Origin of the sequence: Paenibacillus sp. FSL L8-0638 (assembly GCF_038593075.1) — a bacterium.
GTDB lineage: Bacteria > Bacillota > Bacilli > Paenibacillales > Paenibacillaceae > Paenibacillus > Paenibacillus polymyxa_D.
The window spans coordinates 4230476-4252929 of sequence record NZ_CP151960.1 but is presented as its reverse complement, the minus strand read 5'-3'; the positions used below and the strand labels follow the sequence as shown (position 1 = coordinate 4252929).

General features: G+C 44.8%; 24 protein-coding genes. 16 read left to right on the top strand and 8 right to left on the bottom strand.

Features of this window, described 5'->3' with window-relative positions; genetic code table 11:
- Positions 1-37: 37 nt before the first annotated feature.
- Positions 38-1321 carry a pectate lyase gene (locus MKY35_RS19005; protein ID WP_342444544.1) on the bottom strand — a complete coding sequence of 428 codons (1284 nt, stop codon included), beginning with the start codon at positions 1319-1321 and terminating at the stop codon, positions 38-40.
- 380 nt (positions 1322-1701) lie between these two features.
- Here MKY35_RS19005 and MKY35_RS19000 point away from each other — a divergent pair, with 380 nt between their 5' ends.
- Positions 1702-2439, top strand: coding sequence for a cyclase family protein (locus tag MKY35_RS19000; protein WP_328800554.1), 738 nt, complete (start codon positions 1702-1704; stop codon positions 2437-2439).
- Between the two features lie 160 nt (positions 2440-2599).
- Here MKY35_RS19000 and MKY35_RS18995 read toward each other — a convergent pair whose 3' ends face one another.
- Complete coding sequence (locus MKY35_RS18995) at positions 2600-3013, bottom strand: DUF4183 domain-containing protein (RefSeq protein ID WP_013311418.1); 414 nt, start codon at positions 3011-3013, stop codon at positions 2600-2602.
- Positions 3014-3460: 447 nt separating this feature from the next.
- Here MKY35_RS18995 and MKY35_RS18990 point away from each other — a divergent pair, with 447 nt between their 5' ends.
- Positions 3461-4111, top strand: coding sequence for a DUF4183 domain-containing protein (locus MKY35_RS18990; RefSeq protein ID WP_342444543.1), 651 nt, complete (start codon positions 3461-3463; stop codon positions 4109-4111).
- Here the strand turns inward: MKY35_RS18990 and MKY35_RS18985 are convergent.
- Positions 4084-4269 carry a hypothetical protein gene (locus MKY35_RS18985; RefSeq protein ID WP_342444542.1) on the bottom strand — a complete coding sequence of 62 codons (186 nt, stop codon included), beginning with the start codon at positions 4267-4269 and terminating at the stop codon, positions 4084-4086. The two genes, MKY35_RS18990 and MKY35_RS18985, sit on opposite strands and share 28 nt — an antisense overlap.
- 282 nt (positions 4270-4551) lie before the next feature.
- On the opposite strand from MKY35_RS18985, the gene MKY35_RS18980 reads away from it, so the two are divergent.
- Both MKY35_RS18980 and MKY35_RS18975 read left to right on the top strand, forming a co-directional pair.
- Complete coding sequence (locus MKY35_RS18980) at positions 4552-5136, top strand: TetR/AcrR family transcriptional regulator (RefSeq protein ID WP_342444541.1); 585 nt, start codon at positions 4552-4554, stop codon at positions 5134-5136.
- A gap of 74 nt (positions 5137-5210) precedes the next feature.
- Positions 5211-5792, top strand: a complete 582-nt coding sequence (locus MKY35_RS18975) for an NAD(P)H-dependent oxidoreductase (protein ID WP_342444540.1) — start codon at positions 5211-5213, stop codon at positions 5790-5792.
- A gap of 145 nt (positions 5793-5937) precedes the next feature.
- Here MKY35_RS18975 and MKY35_RS18970 read toward each other — a convergent pair whose 3' ends face one another.
- Together MKY35_RS18970 and MKY35_RS18965 are read right to left on the bottom strand one after the other, a co-directional pair.
- Positions 5938-6267 carry a hypothetical protein gene (locus tag MKY35_RS18970; RefSeq protein WP_029515629.1) on the bottom strand — a complete coding sequence of 110 codons (330 nt, stop codon included), beginning with the start codon at positions 6265-6267 and terminating at the stop codon, positions 5938-5940.
- 215 nt (positions 6268-6482) lie between these two features.
- Positions 6483-7676 (bottom strand): glycoside hydrolase family 5 protein, encoded by a 1194-nt coding sequence (locus tag MKY35_RS18965; RefSeq protein ID WP_342444539.1) that lies wholly within the window; start codon positions 7674-7676, stop codon positions 6483-6485.
- A 373-nt stretch (positions 7677-8049) separates the two neighbouring features.
- Between MKY35_RS18965 and MKY35_RS18960 the strand changes: the two genes are divergently transcribed.
- The 12 genes from MKY35_RS18960 (at position 8050) to MKY35_RS18905 (ending at position 20258) form a co-directional block, all read left to right on the top strand.
- Positions 8050-9072, top strand: coding sequence for a substrate-binding domain-containing protein (locus MKY35_RS18960; protein WP_342444538.1), 1023 nt, complete (start codon positions 8050-8052; stop codon positions 9070-9072).
- A 326-nt stretch (positions 9073-9398) separates the two neighbouring features.
- Complete coding sequence (locus MKY35_RS18955; protein WP_238437885.1) at positions 9399-10643, top strand: PTS ascorbate transporter subunit IIC; 1245 nt, start codon at positions 9399-9401, stop codon at positions 10641-10643.
- Between the two features lie 74 nt (positions 10644-10717).
- Entirely contained in the window at positions 10718-11059 is a 342-nt protein-coding gene (locus tag MKY35_RS18950) for a cupin domain-containing protein (RefSeq protein ID WP_029515624.1), read from the top strand.
- A 119-nt stretch (positions 11060-11178) separates the two neighbouring features.
- Positions 11179-11622 carry a HEAT repeat domain-containing protein gene (locus MKY35_RS18945; protein ID WP_342444537.1) on the top strand — a complete coding sequence of 148 codons (444 nt, stop codon included), beginning with the start codon at positions 11179-11181 and terminating at the stop codon, positions 11620-11622.
- Between the two features lie 168 nt (positions 11623-11790).
- On the top strand, positions 11791-12783 hold the full coding sequence (locus MKY35_RS18940; protein ID WP_322252150.1) for a Gfo/Idh/MocA family oxidoreductase: 993 nt from the start codon (positions 11791-11793) through the stop codon (positions 12781-12783).
- Positions 12784-13062: 279 nt separating this feature from the next.
- Complete coding sequence (locus tag MKY35_RS18935; RefSeq protein ID WP_342444536.1) at positions 13063-14829, top strand: sensor histidine kinase; 1767 nt, start codon at positions 13063-13065, stop codon at positions 14827-14829.
- Positions 14830-14831: 2 nt separating this feature from the next.
- Positions 14832-15632, top strand: coding sequence for a response regulator (locus MKY35_RS18930; RefSeq protein ID WP_307347586.1), 801 nt, complete (start codon positions 14832-14834; stop codon positions 15630-15632).
- Positions 15633-15766: 134 nt separating this feature from the next.
- The gene (locus tag MKY35_RS18925; RefSeq protein ID WP_342444535.1) at positions 15767-17110 is read left to right on the top strand and encodes an extracellular solute-binding protein; all 1344 of its coding nucleotides are present in this window, start codon (positions 15767-15769) and stop codon (positions 17108-17110) included.
- Between the two features lie 26 nt (positions 17111-17136).
- Positions 17137-18018 carry a sugar ABC transporter permease gene (locus MKY35_RS18920; protein ID WP_039273005.1) on the top strand — a complete coding sequence of 294 codons (882 nt, stop codon included), beginning with the start codon at positions 17137-17139 and terminating at the stop codon, positions 18016-18018.
- Between the two features lie 55 nt (positions 18019-18073).
- A complete protein-coding gene (locus MKY35_RS18915; RefSeq protein WP_039273008.1) occupies positions 18074-18955 on the top strand; it encodes a carbohydrate ABC transporter permease in 882 nt (293 codons plus the stop codon).
- A 149-nt stretch (positions 18956-19104) separates the two neighbouring features.
- Positions 19105-19419: a helix-turn-helix domain-containing protein gene (locus MKY35_RS18910; protein ID WP_025722639.1), complete on the top strand. Its 315-nt coding sequence runs from the start codon at positions 19105-19107 to the stop codon at positions 19417-19419.
- On the top strand, positions 19374-20258 hold the full coding sequence (locus MKY35_RS18905; RefSeq protein WP_342444534.1) for an IS3 family transposase: 885 nt from the start codon (positions 19374-19376) through the stop codon (positions 20256-20258). The genes MKY35_RS18910 and MKY35_RS18905 overlap by 46 nt, the downstream gene beginning before the upstream one ends.
- Positions 20259-20363: 105 nt before the next feature.
- Here MKY35_RS18905 and MKY35_RS18900 read toward each other — a convergent pair whose 3' ends face one another.
- From MKY35_RS18900 to MKY35_RS18890, 3 genes are all read right to left on the bottom strand, one after another.
- Positions 20364-20660 carry an SMI1/KNR4 family protein gene (locus MKY35_RS18900; RefSeq protein ID WP_342444533.1) on the bottom strand — a complete coding sequence of 99 codons (297 nt, stop codon included), beginning with the start codon at positions 20658-20660 and terminating at the stop codon, positions 20364-20366.
- A gap of 318 nt (positions 20661-20978) precedes the next feature.
- Positions 20979-21446, bottom strand: coding sequence for a DUF2004 domain-containing protein (locus tag MKY35_RS18895; RefSeq protein ID WP_342444532.1), 468 nt, complete (start codon positions 21444-21446; stop codon positions 20979-20981).
- A complete protein-coding gene (locus tag MKY35_RS18890) occupies positions 21443-22087 on the bottom strand; it encodes an HNH endonuclease (RefSeq protein WP_342446670.1) in 645 nt (214 codons plus the stop codon). The genes MKY35_RS18895 and MKY35_RS18890 overlap by 4 nt, the downstream gene beginning before the upstream one ends.
- Positions 22088-22454 lie beyond the last annotated feature (367 nt).

Below are 22454 nucleotides of genomic sequence, written 5' to 3'. Positions count from 1 at the left end.
GTATGCGTCTGCGGTTATTTGTGTTAACGGGCAGTGTTTACAGCTTACCAGAGCCAGCTTGGGAAGTGACTTCTGCCTTCACACTGGCGGATGGGGAAATTTTATCGTTCAGCGATGGTTTCCAGCCTACAGAGGAGCTAAGACCCGCACTGGAGCCTGCATTAACAGCTTGTCCATTCAGGATTGTGCCCGTATCTGACAGGGCAGTTCCACCAAAGACAGTCACGATTTTAGCTGCAGATAAACCGGCAACGTCAATAACATTGTTTTCGGCGAAGATTTTGGAGGATTTACCTGCGCCCCATATATATAGTGAAGGATATTCGGAGCGTTTTACATCACCTGTATAGTAATTGTTGTACAGATGGACTTGTCCATACCGCACGCGTGGTGTGCGTTGTACCGTGTTTTCATAATAGTTGTGATGCAAGGTTACACGTAAAGCTCCTTCATCTGCTGTTTTGCTGTCGCTGTTGCCAATAATCGACGATTTATCATGATCGTAAAAGTGATTGTAAGAAGCCGTAACCAGATCGCCTTGGTTAATCACATCAAGAAGTCCATCATGATGCTGGTATTCTTGACCGTAAAACGTACCGTTTTGGCTATCGGGGTGAGATCCATCATTGAAGGTATTGTGGTCTACCCATACATGTGTGGCGCCGTTAATTGTAATGCTGTCATATTCCGAATTCCAGTTGCCTGTGCTGCCGTCCGTTGGGTCCCACTGAGGAAAATAATCATAGGCATCCTGGAACTCAATATTACGGATAATGACGTTGTCTGTCCCTTTTTTTAGCTGGAGGTTTGCGCCGTTAATGACGGCGTCGCTACCCAGCCCGACAATGGTTGTATTGGACGGAATATCAATGACGACACGACTGGCTTGATTTTTTTGTGAAGCTTCGCGTGCCTTTTCCAATGTGCCGGACGGAGCCTTTTTCCCCCATGTGGATGGGTCATACGCTTTGAGGTAGGCGTCAAAATTATATTTAGGGTCCTTGTAGTCGTCCAATCCTAACGGTTTATTATTGTCATCGACGTTGGCATTGATCGTGCCTTTGACATAAATGATTTTAGGCGCTGTGTTGCTGCTTTTGCCTAAGGCATCGACAAGTTGTTTGCGATTCGTTACGGTGAAAATATTGGAGGTAGTCGCCGCAGCTCCACCTGTTGTGCCTGTAGAAAAGGCTGCCCATCCGTTTTTGCTGCCGAGCGTCTCCTTGCCAATATCGCTGGCTGCATGAGCAGGTGCACCTATAGGAGCCAGAGTACTGAACAGTAGAGCTGCTGCGATTCCGAGTGAAAATCTCTTTTTCATAAAATACCTCCGTATATTGGATGAATGGAGTAGATGAACGAAGGGAGTCCCGGGTGCTCCTGTGGTTTCTACATTTTCTATCATACTTCGCATTCCAGTATTTGTTAATATAATAAAAGTTACATACTAAAATTTTTGTCGAATTTTTTATATAATTCAATAGTCCCCTTCTTTTTCCAATCAATACGTATATGTAATAATGAAAACGTTAACAATCACACGGAATAGGAAATGTATATATGAATATATGGAATTGTTTTTGTGTTTTTAGCAGAATGTTAACGATTGCAATCTATATTAGTTTAGCAGATCGATTTATAGATTTTTGAAGAATCCTCAGGTAAAATGGCTTGTAATAAAGCTGAGGAGGAATGGGCATCATGGCAGAGCATTTAGCAGATATCTTGAAGTTGTTGAAGCAAAAAGAGTGGGTAGATTTGTCCCACGCTTTTTATCCTGAAATCCCTCATTTTCCCGTATTCGATAATGTTCAGGTGGATACCATTTTTACCCACGATGATGGCTTCTTTGTAAAACAATACTGCTTTCCAGGTCAGTATGGGACTCATATTGACGCACCCGTTCATTTTGTGAAGGGCAAACGTTACTTGCATGAGCTTTCGTTGAAGGAGCTGGTTTTGCCGCTAGTTGTTATTGACCGTTCAGCAGCCGTTGCAACCAATTCCGACTATGAACTAACGGTTGCGGATATTTTGGACTTTGAGAAAGAGCATGGACGCATTGCAGATCAGTCCTTTGTTGCCTTTCGCAGTGATTGGAGCAAGCGTTGGCCTGATTCAGACGCCTTCTCGAACAATGATGACGCCGGAGATGCACACTGCCCGGGCTGGTCGCTGGAAGCGCTACGCTTCTTGGTAGAGGAACGGAATGTGGCTGCCATTGGACATGAAACACTAGATACCGATTCCTCTGTAGCTTATCGCAAAGCTGGCAAGCTGGTAGGGGAATATTACATATTGGAGCAGGATCGGTATCAAGTTGAGGTGCTGACGAACTTGGACAAGGTACCTCCGACGGGCGCGGTCATATATAATATCGTTCCGAGCATTCAGGATTCTCCCGGATTTCCGGTACGCTCCTTTGCTATTTTGCCTTAACCATACAGTACCCAGTCATTTAAAAACGATTATATAATCATCTTGAACTAAAAGACCGATTCAGATATCGACATCTGAATCGGTCTTTTCTAGCTTATATGGGGTAATGTACAGCGTGAATGACCGTTCAGTCCATCTTGAATCAAAAGGATGAAACGTCTTAAGTGATAATTGTTACGGTAGGGGCAGAGATGGTGGGCTGAGTTGATATGGTGGAGGTCGTGCCGCTAAAATCAGATATTTCTATGACAGCGGGGACACCTGGTGTAATATCTACAGAGGCAATGACCAGACTTGCCGTGGTCAGGGTGAATAAGGAGCTCTGCTGAATAACTCCATTAATATAATAATTAGCAGAATCAGTAGCCGTTAATGTTGGTAAAGCAACTACTGGAGCGTCGGCGTCATCTACGAAGCTTGCAGCAGGAATAGTTGTTGTTGTTGCTCCGATCATCCCGGCTGTAATTGTTGCAAAAAAACGAGTCACGGCTGGGGTTACAGTCGTGCTTATGGCACCACCAGTTGCTACGGGAGCAGTAGCTACTGCTGTGTACACAGGTTTTATGATGGGCATAGTTTTCATCTCCTTTCTTTACTGGTATGAGCCATTCGTTGGCTCTTAATCAATAAATGATTTTTCAACCTATTCGGAAACGGCATATTAACCTTTCTATAAATAATAGGGTAAATGGAGAAGGCCCTATTTTGCTACAAATATAGATGGAAGCGAACACTTGGAATCTGGAGGTTACAAATGCCTAAAACCCTAAAGGGGGATGTGCATACAATATATAAATCAGCATGTGAGAAGGAGGTGTATACGGCTGGTATGAGGAGACGCGATTCATCACTAAGAAGGCAAGGAAAGAGAACTGTACATTGCAAGACCAACAAACGTAAAAAGTGTAAAACAAGTTATCCATTCAAAGGTAGAACAAAAACGGGGTTCCATGTCAAAAAGCATCCAAAGCTAATCATGCACCGACGGTGTAGAAATACTCCTACCAAGCGGAGGAGGAGCATGAGCCAGACGGGAAAGCGAGCAGCACCGGGTTCGGCAGGAGCACAAGGTATTCCCGGTTTGACAGGGGTACAAGGCGAAGGTGGGTTGACAGGAATACAAGGTATTCCAGGTTTAGCAGGAGCGCAAGGCATACCGGGAACTGCGGGAACACCGGGAGCCCAAGGAATACCAGGGATACAGGGTCCAGCAGGAACACGGGGAGCGCCAGGAGTGCCAGGTCCGGCTGGAGTCCAAGGTAGTTCAGGTGCAACAGGTGCACCCGGCCCTACTGGAGCACAGGGCATAGCGGGCCCTACCGGAGCCCAAGGAATAACAGGCCCAACCGGTCCGGCAGCTGACATTTCAAATATTGAAATTATACCCATAGCCGAGCGATATTTTTATTTTGCACCTGCTACAATTGAGTCTTCAATCACGATTATGGCGGATCAATTTTCTGTAGATGGTGTACAGGAGCCCTTTCAGCGGTTTAATGTCGGAAGCAACAGTTATGCCAATCTATACATTAATGGAATGATACAAGAAAGCACATTGTATAGACTGACACCTGAATCGCTGACGATTCGCCTTAACGAAGGGGAGGCAATTTCCTCCGGCACACCTATTATTGTGGAAATTGTTCAATTTAGTGTGCGAGCCAGTGGATGATACTGTTCGCGGTGAGGCAACCCAGAGGTAGATATAGCTGTTTCTTGGGGCAACGAGCCTTTGCGTCCGACATGCCAAAGCTGAAGACCGACCTTGGAGCCTTGGTCATGGATGGCGTGCACGACTTTTTGCAGCGGGGAAATGTGCTCGTCGCTCATATGCCAAGACTGTCTGAGTCTTTTCCCTGCTGGGTGACTGCATGCACCTTAAGCATAATGAGTCCCACCTGCCCGAGCGCCCGTTTTATTCGGTTACATATCTATTTTATATGAATAAAATGTGGCGATACACGTATCATTAATTGTATTTATGATCATTCACTTATAAAAACATGGTATTTAGGTTTAATACAATATATTTCAAATGAAAGTATGAAGACAGAATGAGCCTGCATAAAAATATAATTTGCATTTTAGTTAGTTATCACTTACTATAATTTTATGAACAAGAAAACACATATAGACAGCAAAAAGAAAGATATTCTGCAGGCAGCGATGTGCTTATTTGCAACCAAAGGAATTGACGGGATTTCAGTCAAAGAAATTGGAGAAGCTGCCGGTGTGACGGATGCCGCGATTTATAAGCATTTTAAGAGTAAAGATGCGATGGCCTTGGAAGTATTTGGGCAGTACTGCAATAGCTACACCACCTTAATTGACTTCTATCGCAAGCAGAGTGGGAACTTCGTTAGTCGTTTCCATCAACTGGTGGATGAAGTGCTGAATATGCATGATGAGGACCAGTATGGTTTGCTTCTACTATCCCAGCATCATGAGCTGTATGTTGAAGCAAGCCAGAGCCAGAATGTGCGTCAGCCGCTGGAGGCGTTGACTGAATTCATCGAACAGGGGATTCAACAAGGTGAACTGCCGAAGCAGGATGCTCTGCTATCCGGTGTGCTCATCATTGGAGCCATTACACGCTTGTCCGTGTCCAGCCTGGAAGGTGAACTTCCACAGCAGCTGGTTCCATTTGCAGTAGAGGTCAAACAACGTTTAACTGCTTTATTAAGTAAAGGTCAGTAGTGACCTTTTCTTTTTAAATATAAAGTTAGTGTTTTCTAACTAAAATCATAATGTGAAGATAGGAAGTGGCTTATATGTCTAAAAAAATATTGGTGATTCAAGGGAATCCAGTCGCTGGCAGTTATGGAGAAGCGTTGGCTCAATCCTATGTAAAAGGAGCGAAGGCTGCAGGAGCAGAGGTTCGTTTGTTGCAGTTATCCGAGCTTGATTTTAATCCAAATCTATTAGGTGGATATCGTAATAAATTGCCGCTGAAACCTGATTTGATCCAAGCACAGGAGTCGATTAAATGGGCAGAACATCTTGTTTTTGTCTTTCCAATCTGGTGGGGCAGCTTGCCTGCATTAATGAAAGGCTTCATTGACCGTACCATTATGCCGGGGTTTGCGTTTAAGTATCAAAAAGGAAAATCCTTGCCTGACAAGCTTCTAAAAGGAAGAACAGCTCGCCTCATTACAACGATGGACGGTCCGCACTGGTACTACCGATTTTTCCAGGGACAGCCTGGGCATCGGATGATGAAGGATTCCACGCTGCATCTATGTGGTGTCAAACCAGTGCGTTCTACGACCATTGATCTTATGAATAAGTTATCGGATCAGCAGCGCAACGATTGGCTGAGCAAGGTGGAGCAGCTAGGTCGAAGCATGAGCTAGGTGTTCCCCTGACCCAAACCCATTGGCCTACAGGTAAACCATAGCGGTATCTGAGCATAATCGACCTGCGAGAAGGAAAAAGACCGCAATGGGAGCAACTAGCTCGCATTGCGGTGTTCGGAATAGCTTATGTTTACAATCAACGTTAAATAAATATCGATGCAACGATTAAAATAAATCCGATCGCTAGACCGGCAGGGCCCCAATAATGCATAGGGATAAAAAACAGACTGTGCTGGGTTCCCATTCGATAGCGTTGTCCCGTTTCCATATCAACTAGCACTTTGTCCGAGTCGGAGTTGAGTGCTTTCCCCAAATACCAGATAATAACTCCCGACACAATGAACACAAAAGCCATTGGCAGCCGGGAATCTATGGAGTCAAGCCCTAGAGCGGATACTAAACTACCGACAATAACAAATAAAATCCCTGGAATAATAATATTTAAAATACCAAAACCCTTCCAAATAATCACATGAATACTTCCTTTCTAAATTAAAATCCAACATATGTATTTATCGGTTGAAAGAGAGATTTAGTTTACAAAATGACCCATTCAATGGGGAATTTACAATGTGTAAAACTGGAAGAACAAAAAAAGCCGTTTCTCCCCATCTTCATAGCCCAGCATAATCTGGCCTGAAGGAGGAAAATCGGCTTTTTTAATTAAGTGAAGTTGAAGCCCTGTGCCTATTCGGCTGCTGCTTCCGCTTGCTGGGCTACGGAAACAACAGGCTTCATAATTCGACCCAGCATATCTTGCTTCGGACGATTCCAGGTAGTCCAGTCATCCAGCAGCAGACCGCCTGTGTCGCCGCTATTTGGATTCAGGGACCAGTACGTAAAGTACAGGTTGTTGGCACCAATATAGTCTACGAGTGCATTTTGCCATTTCCCCTCAGGAGTAGACAAATCAACATTACGACCGCCGAATTCACCGACCAGTACCGGAGCTATGTTTTGCTTGCTGATGTAGCCCCAGGTTTGATCCCAGATCGCTGGCAGGTTGGACGGGAAGGCCGGGTCGTTGAACCATGGCTGCGAAGACACACCGGGGCCGTAATCATGTGGAGAATATACGACACGGTTCGGTACGTCCAGAACGACAGGATAGTTGGCTACACCGGTCAGGTTGCCACCCCACCAGTATTGGCTATTGTTGCCTTGTACATTGTGGTCTACACCTTCTACGAGAATCAGCCAATTCGGATTCACGGACAGAATCGCATTCCCTGCGCGTTGTGCCGCCAGACGCCAGTCTGTGGAGGCATTGCCTGTACCCCAGCTTGCTTGACCGTGTGGCTCGTTGTGCAAATCCGCACCAATGACGGTGGGGGTGTTTTTATAACGTTCAGCTAACATTTTCCAGTCACTAATCCAGCGAGACTCAGGGTACTGGGATGTGTACCACAGCTCGGATTGCCCACCTGAGCTTGGACGGTGACGGTCAAGGATAATCTGAATACCGCGTTGTCCAGCTTTTTCGATCAACTTGTCCATAATTTGAATCGGAGTTAAACCGACCAGATCAGGGTTTTTGTGATAATCAATACTGTCTGGACGGGAACTGGAATCGAATAACTGATTGCTGTAAGGCAGACGAATCAGATTGTAGCCTTCTTTCTTCACCTGATCCAGCATGTCGTCCATTGAGCGGCTCCACAGTCCATGCAAGGTGTAATTAGGAGTTTCCAGACCGAACCAGTTCAGGCCGTTAAATGCCGCTTCTTTCCCAGATTCGTCTACAATCTTGTTTCCTTGGGTGTGATAATATCCTTTCACACTGGCTGCATCTGCAGAAGCGGGTGTATAGCCATACAGTGTGAAGCCCATTACGAGGGAGGCAATGACGAAAAATGTTTTTTTTAATCCTTTTTTCTTCATAATTCTGCTTCCTCCTTTATTTAAAAGAATTTGTAACCGATTACATTTTCATTTTATGTTCAAATCTTCCATCAAACAAGTTCATAAAATTCGTATATTTCTAAGATTTCGTTCGAAATCAATAGTTTATAACAACGGATTATCAAGCTAAGTAGGAAAGTTCCTCTTGTAAAAGATTCGTGAAGGAGTTTCCACCCCGTATTTTTGGCCGCGCTTGTATATGAGTAGAGGCACGCTCTAACTCTTTATTTATTATATTTTCCTGCTGTAAAAGAAGGTATATAATAAAGTGAAATTCACTTTACATACAGGTTGCAGAATATATATTTGAAAATTAGCACGCATGACATGCAAAAAAGAAAGGAGGGTAATTATGGTAACAACGATGAAGGAAGTGGCAGAACGTGCCGGGGTGTCGAAGAGTACAGTTTCGCAGTTTCTACAAAAGAGATACAACTATATGAGTGAAAACACCAAGAAGAAGATCGAGCAAGCGATTGAGGATCTCAGTTATATACCCAATGAGGTGGCACGTAGTCTCAAGCAGAAGAAGACCTTCATTGTGGGGGTTATTTCTTCAACCATTTTATCGAGATTTACAACAGAAGTCGTGCGTGCCATTGAAGATGAATGCCAACTGGAAAATGTCCAGGTCATTGTCTGCAATACCGATGATGATTCGCTCAAAGAGAAAAAGTATGTCCAGTCGATGATTGCTCGGCAAGTGGATGGACTTATCATTTTCCCGACGGAAGAGAACAAGAAATTGTATGTTTCCCTTGTCAAGAATGGCTATCCTTTTGTGTTTGTGGACCGAAAAATCGATGAACTCAGCGTAGATACGGTACTGCTTAATAATGAAAAGGCCAGCGAGCTTGCGGTTGAAGCACTTATTGAGCATGGTCATAACAACATTGGGATTATCACGTTTCCCTTAGGCAACAAAGCGATCACCACACGAAGTGAGCGGCTGTCAGGTTATCGAAATACGCTGGGCAAACATGACATCCCAGTGAATGAAAACTATATCAAAAGCGGCAGGTTGGATGAAATGCCTAATCTGATTGGACAACTATTCCACATGGAGAACCCGCCCACCGCAATCATTGCTACGAATGACATGATTTTGGAGCAGGTGCTGATCTTTGCCAAAAATAATCATCTGACCATACCTAATGACTTTTCCTTGATTGGCATAGATGATGTATCCTTTGCGTCTTTTTATAATCCGCCGATCACAACCGTTTCCCAGCCGAGTTTTGAAATGGGGAAAAGGAGTGCCAGGCTACTGCTGGAGAAAATTGATCAAAAAGAACAGGATCATGAGGAGCTGTCAGAAATCATCCGTATGAATCCGGTCATCAACCACAGAGAATCGGTCCTAAAGCTGAACTGAATGTTTGAATAAGTCCTTTTCTTTTTTTTGAAAACGTTTTTATGAATTCTATTGTAAAAAGAAAATAAAGAGCTATAATGATCTTATGATTCGAGTCATGAATGCCCTTTCATTTATGGTTGTCCTGAATTTAGTGATGATGGTGATTGAAGAGAGGGGAGGAATAGAGCTCAAACGAATAATGTATGGAGTAAGTTGTGATTTAATTCACAAAAAATGATTCTGCTTCTTTTTACATTCCCGGAAGGGAAATTTTTTTCGAGTATTACTAAATCGATTTAGTAAGAATGGAAAATAATAAAAGAAAGTCGGAGATCACTATGGAAATGTTTATGAGCATTATCAGGGAGCCATCCATCATTATCGCGATTGTGACATTACTCGGCCTTATATTCCAGAGGAAGAAAGTATCAGAAATCATTACGGGAACTACCCTTTCTTTTATGGGCTTCACCATGATCAAGGTCGGCGGCGGCATTTTAGGAGGCGTTCTTACTAACTTCAGCCAAATTTTTTCTTATGCGTTCAACCTTAAAGGTGTCGTACCCAGCAATGAAGCCATTATGGCACTGACCATTGATCAGATCGGGGCGGATGCTGCGCTCATTCTGCTCTTTTCCATGATCCTTAACATCGTGCTTGCACGTCTGACCAAGTTCAAGTACATTTATTTGTCTCTTCACTTGATTTTGTTTATGAGCTTTGCCGCTACAGCCGTTATGAAAGGTCTAGGTCTCAGTTCGCTGACTACGATCATCGTCGGTTCATTGGTCATTGGGAGCTATATGGCGGTGTTTCCTTACCTACTCCGGAATGCTAGCAAAAACATTATTAAATCGGATGATTATACGATTGCTCATGCTTCCATGACCTCTTACATTCTGGGCACCTATTTAGGGAAAGTGTTCGGCAACCGTGAAAATGACACCGAAAATGTAAAAATTAATGACCGCATCAGTTTTTTGCGCGACCCCAATGTTGCAACGACCTTGACGATGCTTGTGCTTTTACTGGTATCTGGACTGGTTGCTGGTTCTGATTATGTCAGCAAATTATCGGATGGCAAAGAATATATCGTCTTTATCCTCGAACAGTCAGCTATTTTTGCTGCCGGCTTGTATATCGCAAAAGCGGGTGTTAAGCTGTTCACAACTGAAATTGTACCCGCTTTCAAAGGCTTCTCCCAAGTGTTCGCACCTGGAGCAATCCCTGGTGTGGATGTTCTGGTACTGTTCGATAAATCACCCAATTCCGCGTTGGTAGGCTTCTTGGTCAGCTTCTTCACAGGCGTTGCCTGCGTCTTTCTTTTCCCGTTTGTCGGATTGCCTGTCATTGTGCCAGGAATCATGGCCTGTTTCCTCGCTGGTGGTGCAGCCGCGATATTCGGCAATTCCAGCGGTGGTTTTAGAGGAGCTGTTATTTCCAGTTGTCTTAATGGATTCTTGCTCTGTCTGCTGCCAGCTCTCACCTTGCCGCTCTTTTCTTTTTTGGGTGCCGAAGGGGTAACGTTCGCCGATCCCGACTTTACGACCCTTTCCGGAGTACTTTGGCTTATTTTTCGCTGGTTTTAAACTAAACCGATTTATGAATTTTTTCAAAATAACTCATCTAAATCATTTGTGCTTAAAAAGAGGAGGAATGATCCATGTTTTTTAACGACCAAGATATTCAAATTGACATCGTTGACAGTAATACCACCCGGAAAGTGCTGGCCCACAGCGACCAGCTTATGTATGTCAAAGTGATGTTTGCCAAAGCCCAAACAGGGGAAATCCTGTTGCATAAGCATGTCCATGAACAAGTCACTTATGTAATAAAGGGAAGTTTTAAGTTCATGATTGATGATGGCGAAACAAAGGAAGTCCAGACCGTCAAAGAAGGAGACAGCATCCATTTTCCATCCGATACTCTTCATGGCTGTATCCCACTGGAGGATGGCGGCATTCTGCTAGATGCATTTACACCAGCACGTGCAGATTTCCTGTAACGTCCGATCATTTCATTTTTATCTTTTTTTAGAAGAAGACCGGCAAGTATGTTATATTTAACAAACGGCAATCGTGATGAACAGTAATATAGTGATTTTTAGAAAAGGATGAGACAATTTTGGAAAACAACGAAACTCAGCAGGAATTTGCAGAAGTATATGAGCAGCTTAAAGTAGCTGCAAACCGAACCTCCGATTGGAAAACACGCCTAGCTGCGGTAAATGATCTGGGTGCATGGAAGAACCAGCAGACGATTGACTTGCTGACACATCGTTTGAATCATGATACGGTATATGCCGTTCAGGAAGCCGCTTACCACAGACTTCAGGAATGGGGCGAGAATGTACAGCCGCCTGTGCGCAAAGAGGGTGAGCTTGTTAAGGGCCTGACGAAGATTCTGGTGCGGATTAAAAAAAGCTTGCCAGCCGACCATACCTACAACGATTTTCGCGAGAAGCTGCACAAGATGAGAGTCGATATTTATGACATCTATGAAGGCGACAAGGGTGCTGAATTTGACCAGTGGCTGGAGCAAAAATGGGCTTCATTATCCACAAGGTAATTTCTGAACCCTGTAATTGTATGTATTTTAAGGATGGTTGCTGGTGATACAGATAGAGCCTTAACAAGGATAAGGGATTATCTTTGTTAAGGTTTTTTTGTATATATACTTCGGCAATAGGGTACGATGGGATCGGATTATTTTAGTGTGTACATGGGAGGGACTAACATGAGCAAGGCGAAGCTGTGTTTTATCGGGGCTGGCTTTCACGCTTCAACGAACATATATCCTGCTGTTATTGAGGCAGGTGCTGAAATTCAGGCGATTGCGACTAGAGATTTAAGCAGATCGAAGACAGCACTTCAGCGGTTTGGAAGTAGTGGCACACCTTATGACAATTACAAGGCTATGCTGGAGCAGGAAGACTGTGATGGAGTTGTCGTGATTGCACAAGCGGCAGATCATCCTTCGCTCGTACTAGACTGCATTAAGGCTGGAAAACATGTCTTTGTAGACAAGCCACTGGGTTGGAATGCGGAGGAAGCGGCCCAAATTGCAGATGCGGCAGAAGCAGCAGGCGTTGTCCTGATGGTCGGTTTCATGAAGCGCTACGCACCTGTATACATAAAGTTAAAAGAATGGATTGAGGGTGGCTCGCTTGGAGCCGCACGCTCATTTCAGGCAAAATTTCTCGTGGACAGTACCCAGTTTTGTAAAACTGGCGAAGACTTCATGAAGCTGGCGGCGGTTCATATGGTCGACCTGGTACGATATTTGTTCGGGGAAGTGGTGCAGGTTACCGGATTTGCGAACGATAAAGGTGAGTGTATTTCCCATACCATTGCCTTGAAATTTGAAAATGGTGTAGTGGGCAGCCTATACTTCGCAGGTATGACAGCATGGACACGAGAGAGTGAAGGGATTACGGTAACCTTTGACCACGGTTTTGCGAACGCGGATGAGGTGAATACACTGATCATTCACAAGTCGGAGAGTCATAGAGAGCTTCCTTGGAAATCCCTTGCGGAAAATGATACGGTTCTGACACCATCAGCTTCCGCGATGTCGGGCGGATACCGTGATTTGTACTTGCGCGGTTTTGTCGGTGAAATTGCTCATTTCATGAACTGCTGCCAAGAAGGACGGACGCCTGATTCAAGTGGACGAGACAACGTGAAAACGATGGAGCTGTGCGACCGCATTTTGGCTGCGCTCCAATAGGATACCTATTTTATATACAAGCTTCGGAGCCTGGACGGTACCTTAGTTTGGGTGATTTGAAAGAAGCTTCGAGTTTAACTGGTCAGTAGATGGCTCCTGCATTTGTCGGGAGTCATTTTTTTCGTTTACCCTACGACCTTTTAATTTTCATAGCATTCCTGCCCATTTTAATTAATCTCAATTAAAAATATGCCAACAAAGAGGAACGATGCGCTAGAATGGAAAAATAGAAAGCGTTATCATTATCAACTTTTCTGCGATGGTTCAGGGGGGAAAGGCATGCGTTCAAGGTCAAGGTTTCAACCATTAAACACATTACGTAATCAGATTTTTATCGGATTTATACTGGTGATGCTTATTATGATGAGTGTAGCGGGGGCGTTCATTTATCTCAATGTGTCTCACCTGTTAAAAGACAGTGCCGAGCGACATATTGGTCAAACTGCGGTACAAGCAAGCGGTAGGCTGGATGCATTAATCGGCCAGATGGACAGTTTGACGGAGCAGGTCGCGAATCACCCGTCTGTTCAGCATATTTTGCTGGAGGAGCGCAACGGGGGCAAGGTGAATTTTGGACAGCGTCAATCCCTACTGCAAGTGATGCATAGCTATCAGGCATATATGCCGAGTGTCGGCTCACTGGAACTGTATACTGCTGAAGGGAAGATGTTGTTTCCGATTAGAGAGGGCAGTCTGGAGGAACGTATCGGACAGGCAGACATCCGTGAGGCGAATCAGATGAAAGGAAGACTGGTCTGGATCGGGATTGATCCCGAAGATTCCCGGTCACTGCTGGCAATTCGGCAGGTGAGCCTGGTGGATCGCTGGTTCTCACGCGGAGGGTACCTGATTACCCGTATGGAGCGAAGTTATTTTGGACTGAATGGTAGGTCAGCGGTCAATGAAGAAGCGGATGAAACCATGCTGCTTGTAGATCGTCAAGGCCAGCTGCTGTCGGGTGAACCAATGAACCAGGCGGATTTGTCAGGTGTACTGCACAGCAAAACACAGACGGTTCATATTGGGGAACGGGAATATGTGAAGGCGGTTCAGCAGTCGGAGCGGACGGGCTGGTCGCTGCTGATCCTGATTCCGGTTAGCGTCGTCACAGACGGAATTACGGTTTTACGGACTACGCTTATCATTTCCGCGTGCCTTGGTGCCGTGCTATTTCTGTTCATGTCCTTTATGTTGTCTACGTTGATTACAAGACCGATAGGTCACTTGATTCAGGCGATGCGTCGTTCACGAGAAGGGGCATTGGCCCTGAATCCAGAACCGGCAGCAGCCGTCGAGCTGCGAGAATTGAACGCAGAGTACAATACGATGATTGTCGATATCAATGAATTGATCCGAGTTATTTGCGAGAAGGAGGTTTTACAAAGCCAGACCGAGCTTAAAGCTCTGCAGGCGCAGATCAATCCGCATTTTCTTTTTAATACGCTGGATGCTTTCAACTGGTCGCTGCAGGAGAAGGGAGAGGAGGAGCTTGCCGGGCTGATGGTGTCCATGTCGCGGCTGTTTCGTTATGTTATCGAACCGGCTCACCATGACTCTTGGGTGACCCTCGGGGAAGAAATGGCGCAAATCCGTCGTTATCTGGAACTGATGGAGATGCGTCTGGGGGAGCGTCTGAGCTGGCAAATTCATATGCCTTCAGAGGCAGCCAGAATTCCGCTTCCTAAACTGCTGATCCAGCCTATTCTAGAGAATGCTATTTTGCATGGTGTGGAAAATCGCATCGGCAACGGCCGTGTTGAAATCAGTGTCACTCCTTCGACCAGACCGGGGTGGACCAAGATCGCGGTCATAGATAACGGACCTGGAATGACACTGGAAGAACTTGCAGCTGTGCGTACAGCGTTGATGGGGGGAGCAGCCTGCGAGAGCAAGGGAACCGGTATGGGACTGGTTAATGTGCAGCGCAGGCTCGCTCTCTATTATGACAGCGCATCTTATCCAACGGACGGTGTGCTGATACATAGTGCTGAGCAGGAAGGAACGGTGGTCGCTTTTGAAATTCCTGATGAATATGGAGGGCGGTAGGAATGAGTGTTTCATCCAAAACCATTGTCATTGTAGACGATGAACAGCGAACACGTCAGGGGATACACCAGACACTGGAGCAATGGGCAGCCGGGAAATACCGGATTGTGACATTCGGTAATGGTTTGGAAGCACTAAATATACTGCGTGCAGAGACGGTTCATCTGTTGATTACGGATGTCCGGTTGCCGGAATTCAGTGGGCTGGATTTAATCCGCTCTCTGGAACGGGATTCACGACGACCAGCGACCATTGTCATCTCAGGCTATGCGGAGTTTGATTATGTCCAGCAGGCTCTTCGTCTGGGAGCCGTCAATTATTTGCTCAAACCGATTGATAAGCAGGAGCTGCTGAATGCAGTAAATGAAGCGCTTCGGCTGGAAGAGGAGCGGCAGCGGTACGAGAAGCTGGACAAGCTGGCTGACCCTGTTCTGCTAGAGCTTGATCTCCAGGCGGCTACCCTTAGTGATCCGGTACGACGTGCCTTCACCTATATGGCGGAGCATCTTCACGAATCCATTACGATGGCGCAGACTGCCGCGCATTCACACCTGAATGCGAGCTATTTTAGTGTTTTATTCAAGGAGCAAAGTGGTTTGTCCTTCAGCGAATATCTGCATCGGCTGCGGATTCAACGGGCCAAGGAGCTGCTGCTGCATACCCAATTGACGATTGCCCAAATCGGCGAACGATCAGGCTACCGAACAGATAAATATTTTATTAAAGTATTCAAAGCGACCGAGGGGATAAGTCCCAGCCGCTACAGGCAGCAGATGCGTACAGGGCCGGAGAATATCGACTGACAGTAGGCAGATCAAACCCAATAAAAGTGGAATTATACCCAATGAGCGTACCCTGTTGAAAGCAGGAATAGAGTGCTAAACTTACAAATGATAACGGTTACAAAAATATAAATACAACAAACGGAGGTCTAACGATGTCCAACGAAAATGATTTGCGTAAGCGCTCACATCAAAAATGGTTTGCTGGGTTGACCCTGCTGCTGTCATTCATGCTGGTGTTATCCGGTTGCGGTGTTGGTAAAGATGGTCAAGGCGGTTCCAGTGGAGACGGGGGAAAGGTTACACTCAAAATGATGCACCTGTGGCCCGAGGGAAGTTCGGCACAGCAGAGCAAGCTAGTGACTCAGATTATAGATCAATACCAAAAGGATCATCCGAATGTCGTCATTCAGCAGGAAGTGCTGGAAAATGAACAATACAAAAATAAACTCAAAGTGCTGTCAGCTTCCAATGAATTGCCGGATATCGGTATCACCTGGGCAGCGGGCTTTATGGAGCCTTACGTTAAAGGTGGATTATTTACGCCGATGGATGACCTGCTGCAAGGTTCCAAGCTGAAGGACAAATTCGTACCGGGAACGACCGAAGCTTATGCGCTGAATGGCAAAACGTATGCGCTTCCGATTGAATTGAATATTACACCCATTTATTACAACAAAGCCATATTCCAAAAATACAACTTGAAGGTACCTACGACATTTGACGAGTTTAAGCAGGTTGTGAAAACACTTACGGATCATGGAGTAGCACCGATTGCATTGGGCAATAAGGACCGCTGGACCGGCTCGCTCTGGTACATGTATCTGGCGGACCGTATAGCAGGTAACGAAACGCTGAAAAAAGCGATTGACGGCTCAGGATCGTTCGATGACCCTGGTTTAATTCAGGCGGCCTCCGAAGTTCAGACGCTTGTGGATATGAATGCCTTTAACAAAGGATTTAACGGCTTGTCCAATGATGAGGGAAAATCCGAATTTATGAACAACAAGGCAGCTATGTATTTGATGGCTACTTGGGAATTGCCGAATTTTACGACCAATCCCGCAATCCCGCAAGCATTTAAAGATCAAATTGGCTTCTTTAAATTCCCGATGGTTGCAGGCGGCAAGGGCAACGAGAACAGTTGGGTAGGAGGTCCGGGAGTAGGTTTGTTTGTTTCTGAGAATTCCAAGGTGAAAGAAGAGGCCAAAGCGTTCGTTGAATACTTTGTAGTCAAATGGGGAGAACAATCGGTCACACAGGCGGGCGTTATTCCGGCGACGAAAGTGGACACCTCCAAAGAAAAATTGCCCAAGCTGTATGTCGATTTGCTGAACGGACTGAATCAAGCCAGCAGCATTACCTTGTTCGCCGATGTACAGATGAAGCCGAATGCAGCACAGGTACATTTGAATATGATTCAGGCGTTGTTTGGTAAAGCGGTGACACCGCAACAATTTGCCGACCAGCATAAGGCTGCCATCGAGAAAGGAAATTGAAATTGACCACCTAAGGAGGTCCAACCGTGGAAAAGGTCATGTCCAATAAGCTTGTCATTGCTCTCTATGTATTGCCTTCTCTACTGCTGTTATTCGCCGTGATCTATGTGCCCATCGTACTGACCGGCTATTACGGCCTGAATCAGTGGAATGGAATCGGCTCTATGACTTTTGTGGGGCTGGACAATTATCAACATTTGCTCACAGACAGTGCATTCTGGCAAAGTGCCTGGCATTCGCTACTGTTGGCCTTGTTTTCAGGCATCAGTCTGATCGGTTATCTGGTCATTGCGATGATTTTGTCAGGAAAAATCAAGGGAGCGAATCTGCTGCGGAAAATTTATCTGATACCCATGCTGTTGTCATCTGTAGCGATCGCACAGCTGTGGCTTAAAATGTATCATCCAACGAACGGAGTGTTCAATTCCATACTGGCGTCGGTCGGAGTCCACAATCCGCCTGAATGGTTAGCTAATCCGTCCTTGGTGCTGTTTGCTTTGTTCATTCCGATTATTTGGCAATATGCAGGCTTTTATATCTTGATCTATTATGCCGGGCTGAAAAACATTCCCGAAACGCTGATGGAGGCTGCCCGGATCGACGGGGCCAGTGCCTGGCAGATTGCGACTCGTATCAAATTGCCCCTGCTGCGCGAGGTGATTAACGTTACGATCATATTGTCGATTGTCGGCTCGCTCAAATATTTTGACCTCATCTACGTCATGACGGATGGTGGGCCGAATGGAGCCAGTGAAGTGATGGCTTCGTACATGTACCACCAGGCATTCCGCAGCTTTGATTTTGGATACGGCAGCGCTACAGCCTTTGCCCTGCTGCTCATCTGTCTGATCGCTACGTGGCTGATCCGCAAGGTTACGGCTACTAGTGACACCATCCAGTATTCATAATACGGTCATGCAAATAGATGAGGGTAACAAAGGACAGGAAGAGGGAGGAACGGATATGAAAACCCAGGCAGCCGCCAACTATCCGCTTGGAGTCGCTACCCGCGGCAAAATGTTAACTCGGGTCGGTTATGCCGCTTTGTATATCATTTTAATCATCTTGGCGGTGACGCAGCTTTTACCACTGGTGTGGCTGATGCTTTTCTCACTTAAAAATAATCAGGAAGTGTTTAACCTTCCGCCGTTTGCACTCCCGTCCCAGCCACATTGGGAGAACTATATGAATGTGTGGACCAGCGGCAATATCGGGCGGTATTTCTTCAATAGTGTGTGGATTACGGTCATATCTGTGGCGGTGACTGTGCTGCTAGCCAGCTTTGTAACGTTTGCCATTACGCGTATGCGGTGGAAAGGAAGTCAGCTGGTTCTCGGGCTATTTATGGTCGGACTGATGATTCCAGTCCATTCCACCTTGATTCCGTTGTTCAGTATGTTTCTCAAACTGCATTTAACAGACACTTCACTCTCTATCATTCTGTCGTATGTCGCTTTTAATCTGCCGACAACGATGATGATCTTGCTGGGATTCTATTACGCCTTGCCCCGTGAAGTGGAAGAAGCGGCCGTTATGGACGGATGTTCCGTCAACCGGATGTTCTTCCGGATCGTACTGCCCATGACAACCCCCGTCATGGCAACGACATCTATTATTAATATGATCTATAACTGGAATGAGTTTATTTTCGTCAATACGTTCATCAGCTCAGACGAAAACAAAACACTGACCGTTGGCGTTCAGAACTTTATCGGACAATATACGACCGACTGGGGAGCTATTGGGGCTACGTTGATGATCAGCATTTTGCCCATTTTGCTCGTGTTCCTCATCATGAGTGACCGGATTGTGGAAGGGATCGCAGCCGGGTCGGTTAAGGGGTAAAACAAATTCCCCAGGTTAGAAGAGTACCCCCTAGTGTAGACATTGGAACAAACCTTTTGGTTTGTCCGGTGAATTGAAGTGCACCCATTAGAATAGACATTGGAATAAACCCCTGGTTTATCCGATGAAATCTAAGGGGTGCATTTTTTATGCCGGCGAAAAAGGGAACAAAGTTTAACGAGTATACGTTTGAAACCAAGGTAGAGGCCATACGACTCCATATTGAAGAAGGTTGGACGTATCGTAGACTCATGGAGAAGTTTGGGATCGCAGATCGACATCGATTAAAAGAATGGATGCGCAAATACAAGCAACTCGGTGAATTCGGGCTCATGGACCAGCGAGGACGGCGTAAGGAGTATATCGACCAGGATAGGTATGTACAGAAGCTGAGACGGGAAAATGACATGCTAAAAAAGTGTTTGGAAATCTGGATACAGGAGATGAAGCACACAAATATATAACCATTGAGAAAGCTGCGAAAGACTATCCTATTAGCAAACTGTGTACGCTTTTCAAAGTCTCCAGAAGTGGATATTACGCCTTCTTAAAGCGTAGAGGAGCAGATCGAGATCGGGACGCGAAAGCACTTGTGAAGAAAGTGTATGAGCAGTATAACGGGGTCTACGGCTATCGCCAAATTCAACTATTTTTGCAGCACGATCATGGAGTCTGGATGAACCATAAAAAGGTACTCCGGCTCATGCAGGTCTTGGGAATCCGCTCACAAATTCGCCAGAAACATCGCTGCAACTATGCTTCCTCTACGAAAGGTCGTGTGGCGAAAAATCTGCTAAAACAGGATTTCAAGGCGGACAAGCCTAATCAAAAATGGGTCACAGATATCACGCAATATCGTGTGGGGGATTGCTGGCTATATCTGTCTGCGATTAAAGACTTGTTCAATAACGAAATTATCGCGTACCAGATGAGCCATAGAAATGATAACGAACTGGTTTTACAGACGTTTCGACAAGCCTTTAAACAGCAAAAAGACGTGACTGGCCTCATCGTTCACAGCGACCAGGGATTCCAGTACACGTCCCATGCGTACCATGACATGCTACCAAAGGTTGGCGCCCGGATCAGCATGTCTCGCCGAGGCAATTGTTATGATAATGCCTCGATGGAGAGCTTCTTCTCGCATCTCAAAACGGAAGGGCTCTACCCATATGATATCCGAAATATGGACGAGGCACAAAGGAGAATAGAAGAATATATTCGATTTTACAACCAATGTCGACCACAACGAAAGTTAAATAAGCTGCCTCCGAAAGAGTATCGGAAGCAGCTTATAGCCTAGGGTCTTTTTTCAGTGTCTATAAAATGGGGTCTTGACCAAATGCTAGGGGGTGTATTTTTGTGTGCGGGTCTGGGTTGATGAATCAAACTACAAGAGAGTTGTGTTTTATGATGCTATGTCTCCATCGGAAAGTATCCTTTCATCTAACTGACTGAAAATAACCCTGATGTCATACATCCCTTTGTCATGCTCGCCTGGATTGTCCAATAAACAAAGAAAACGATCAACTACATAACTATTAGATTTATACTCAAAGCATCTAGTTATTGGAATAGCACCATTCTTTTTTGATATAAATTCTTTGAAATCTTTAGGAAACTTAATTTCGAAATTCTCTTCCACACGCATAATTAAATTGCTATCTGGAAGAGGGGAAATTATACTTTCATTCTGTATTTTCAAAATATTTCACCTCTCAAATTAATGTCGCGGATCGTCTGCCCAGTTTCCTTTTGTTCTTCCCCATTATGCTTGGTGATGTTATGAATATCTAACGGGACTAGTGCTAAGACAATAACAAAAAACAAGCCAATTATGGTAGTATCTAACCATAATGACCTGTTCAGTGTATTGTTAAATAGGATATTCTTTTTTAGCACTTTCGTGTGTACAGTTCAACTCTCAATTCACGAAACTTCCTCAGATAAAACAAAGGTTACATTGAAAATGATGGTATGATTAAGTGTTTAATTCGGCACCAGTTGGCCCCTCTCCAATTATTCAAATCGCAACATCCTGGTAACCTACTTCAGTTACTTTTTCATTTAATAAACGAATTCCCAATCCATTCTCTACATCCCATGTACAATCAAAAAGTATTCCGATATCTCGACCTTCATAAATACCTGCATATGGAACAACAATTCCATCCAAAGTAATCATTTTAAGAAGTTGGTCGGTTGTATCAACTAAGGGATAATTCTCATTAAGTTCAGTATCATAACCAAGTTCATGTCGCTTTTGTTGGTAATAGTCTAAAATTGGTTGCAAGAAGCTTTGCTGCAATTGCTCCCAGTTTTGCATTAAAGATTGATATGCCGTATATTGAGCTTCATCAAACTCGCCATCTTCTTCACCATCTATCATCAATGCAATCTCAGTTTCTTTTCCAAAAAAATGAATACTGGTATCCTTAGCCCAACTATAGTTATATTCGAGTTCACCAAAGATTGGATCGTTTACTGTCATTTTAAAATCTCCTTTTGTTTAGTGGCAAATTGTCCAGGTTCAAATGCTCCTGCGTTAATCTCCCCTACACCGCCAAGGTGCCCAAATGCACTATTTATTTTTGTTGGTACAAGTTGCATTGTTTTGACGTCATTTAATTCGTGCCATGTTAATTTGTTTTTTTCTCGGTAAGTCTTTATATCTTTTGCACTGATCTTACCAGATTCCATCCCAAATTGGCGTGCTGATTCAGGAGAATTATTTAATTGTTCAGCTAGTTTTTGGTCTGATTGAATAAAGTTGGCTCGTCTAGCTTTCCCTCCATAAGTCTTCTTTCCACCAAGCATATAGTCGATTTCTACTTGTGCTTTTGCCACTGGTGAAAGATCGGGAACAGCATTTTTATATTGTATACCATCAATACCAGCTTCATCTAATATCTTTTTTATTTGAGGATCTGGTGGTGGCTTTAACGTGCATTGAGATTCCCCCCGTGCTCCTTCGAAACCGATTTTTGGATTATCTGGCGCAGGGGTTTGGCTAATTCTTGCTTCATAAGAACTGGAGAATTCAGTTTGTTTGAAGGCAGGCGGAATATCAGCTCCTTTCCCCGGCCCCTTAGTACTCTTACCCGTATACTCCCCTGATTCTAACGCATCAATTTGTTTTTGTCTCTCAGGCGAAATCTTTGCACCGGAACCTTTAGAATGTGGGACGTCAGGACCAGGATCATGAAACCGATAATGACCTCTATCTGTTGCGAGGATCGGTGATCTTTTAGTTATACGGATATTCATTTTTCTAGCTACACTTTGCAAGTAACTACCTAATGATTCAAAATTATTAGGAAAACGGATGGCATTCGTTTTGAATTTTCCATCTCCAGCCTTGGCAAGGGCAGATTCGGCTTTTGCTGTATCTCCGAATAATCCCGGCGCGTCACCTTTACCAGCATTCTTTTCTCCGGTTTCCTTGGCCCCTTTAGATAAGGTGGCTTCTTCTTTACCCAGCTTTCCAAGATTTTTAACT

Excerpts from the sequence above, each read along its gene's own strand:
- MKY35_RS19005 (WP_342444544.1), bottom strand. The coding sequence starts at position 1,321 with ATGAAAAAGAGATTTTCACTCGGAATCGCAGCAGCTCTACTGTTCAGT.
- MKY35_RS19000 (WP_328800554.1), top strand. The coding sequence starts at position 1,702 with ATGGCAGAGCATTTAGCAGATATCTTGAAGTTGTTGAAGCAAAAAGAG.
- MKY35_RS18995 (WP_013311418.1), bottom strand. The coding sequence starts at position 3,013 with ATGCCCATCATAAAACCTGTGTACACAGCAGTAGCTACTGCTCCCGTA.
- MKY35_RS18990 (WP_342444543.1), top strand. The coding sequence starts at position 3,461 with ATGAGCCAGACGGGAAAGCGAGCAGCACCGGGTTCGGCAGGAGCACAA.
- MKY35_RS18985 (WP_342444542.1), bottom strand. The coding sequence starts at position 4,269 with ATGAGCGACGAGCACATTTCCCCGCTGCAAAAAGTCGTGCACGCCATC.
- MKY35_RS18980 (WP_342444541.1), top strand. The coding sequence starts at position 4,552 with ATGAACAAGAAAACACATATAGACAGCAAAAAGAAAGATATTCTGCAG.
- MKY35_RS18975 (WP_342444540.1), top strand. The coding sequence starts at position 5,211 with ATGTCTAAAAAAATATTGGTGATTCAAGGGAATCCAGTCGCTGGCAGT.
- MKY35_RS18965 (WP_342444539.1), bottom strand. The coding sequence starts at position 7,676 with ATGAAGAAAAAAGGATTAAAAAAAACATTTTTCGTCATTGCCTCCCTC.
- MKY35_RS18960 (WP_342444538.1), top strand. The coding sequence starts at position 8,050 with ATGGTAACAACGATGAAGGAAGTGGCAGAACGTGCCGGGGTGTCGAAG.
- MKY35_RS18955 (WP_238437885.1), top strand. The coding sequence starts at position 9,399 with ATGTTTATGAGCATTATCAGGGAGCCATCCATCATTATCGCGATTGTG.
- MKY35_RS18950 (WP_029515624.1), top strand. The coding sequence starts at position 10,718 with ATGTTTTTTAACGACCAAGATATTCAAATTGACATCGTTGACAGTAAT.
- MKY35_RS18940 (WP_322252150.1), top strand. The coding sequence starts at position 11,791 with ATGAGCAAGGCGAAGCTGTGTTTTATCGGGGCTGGCTTTCACGCTTCA.
- MKY35_RS18935 (WP_342444536.1), top strand. The coding sequence starts at position 13,063 with ATGCGTTCAAGGTCAAGGTTTCAACCATTAAACACATTACGTAATCAG.
- MKY35_RS18930 (WP_307347586.1), top strand. The coding sequence starts at position 14,832 with ATGAGTGTTTCATCCAAAACCATTGTCATTGTAGACGATGAACAGCGA.
- MKY35_RS18925 (WP_342444535.1), top strand. The coding sequence starts at position 15,767 with ATGTCCAACGAAAATGATTTGCGTAAGCGCTCACATCAAAAATGGTTT.
- MKY35_RS18915 (WP_039273008.1), top strand. The coding sequence starts at position 18,074 with ATGAAAACCCAGGCAGCCGCCAACTATCCGCTTGGAGTCGCTACCCGC.
- MKY35_RS18910 (WP_025722639.1), top strand. The coding sequence starts at position 19,105 with ATGCCGGCGAAAAAGGGAACAAAGTTTAACGAGTATACGTTTGAAACC.
- MKY35_RS18895 (WP_342444532.1), bottom strand. The coding sequence starts at position 21,446 with ATGACAGTAAACGATCCAATCTTTGGTGAACTCGAATATAACTATAGT.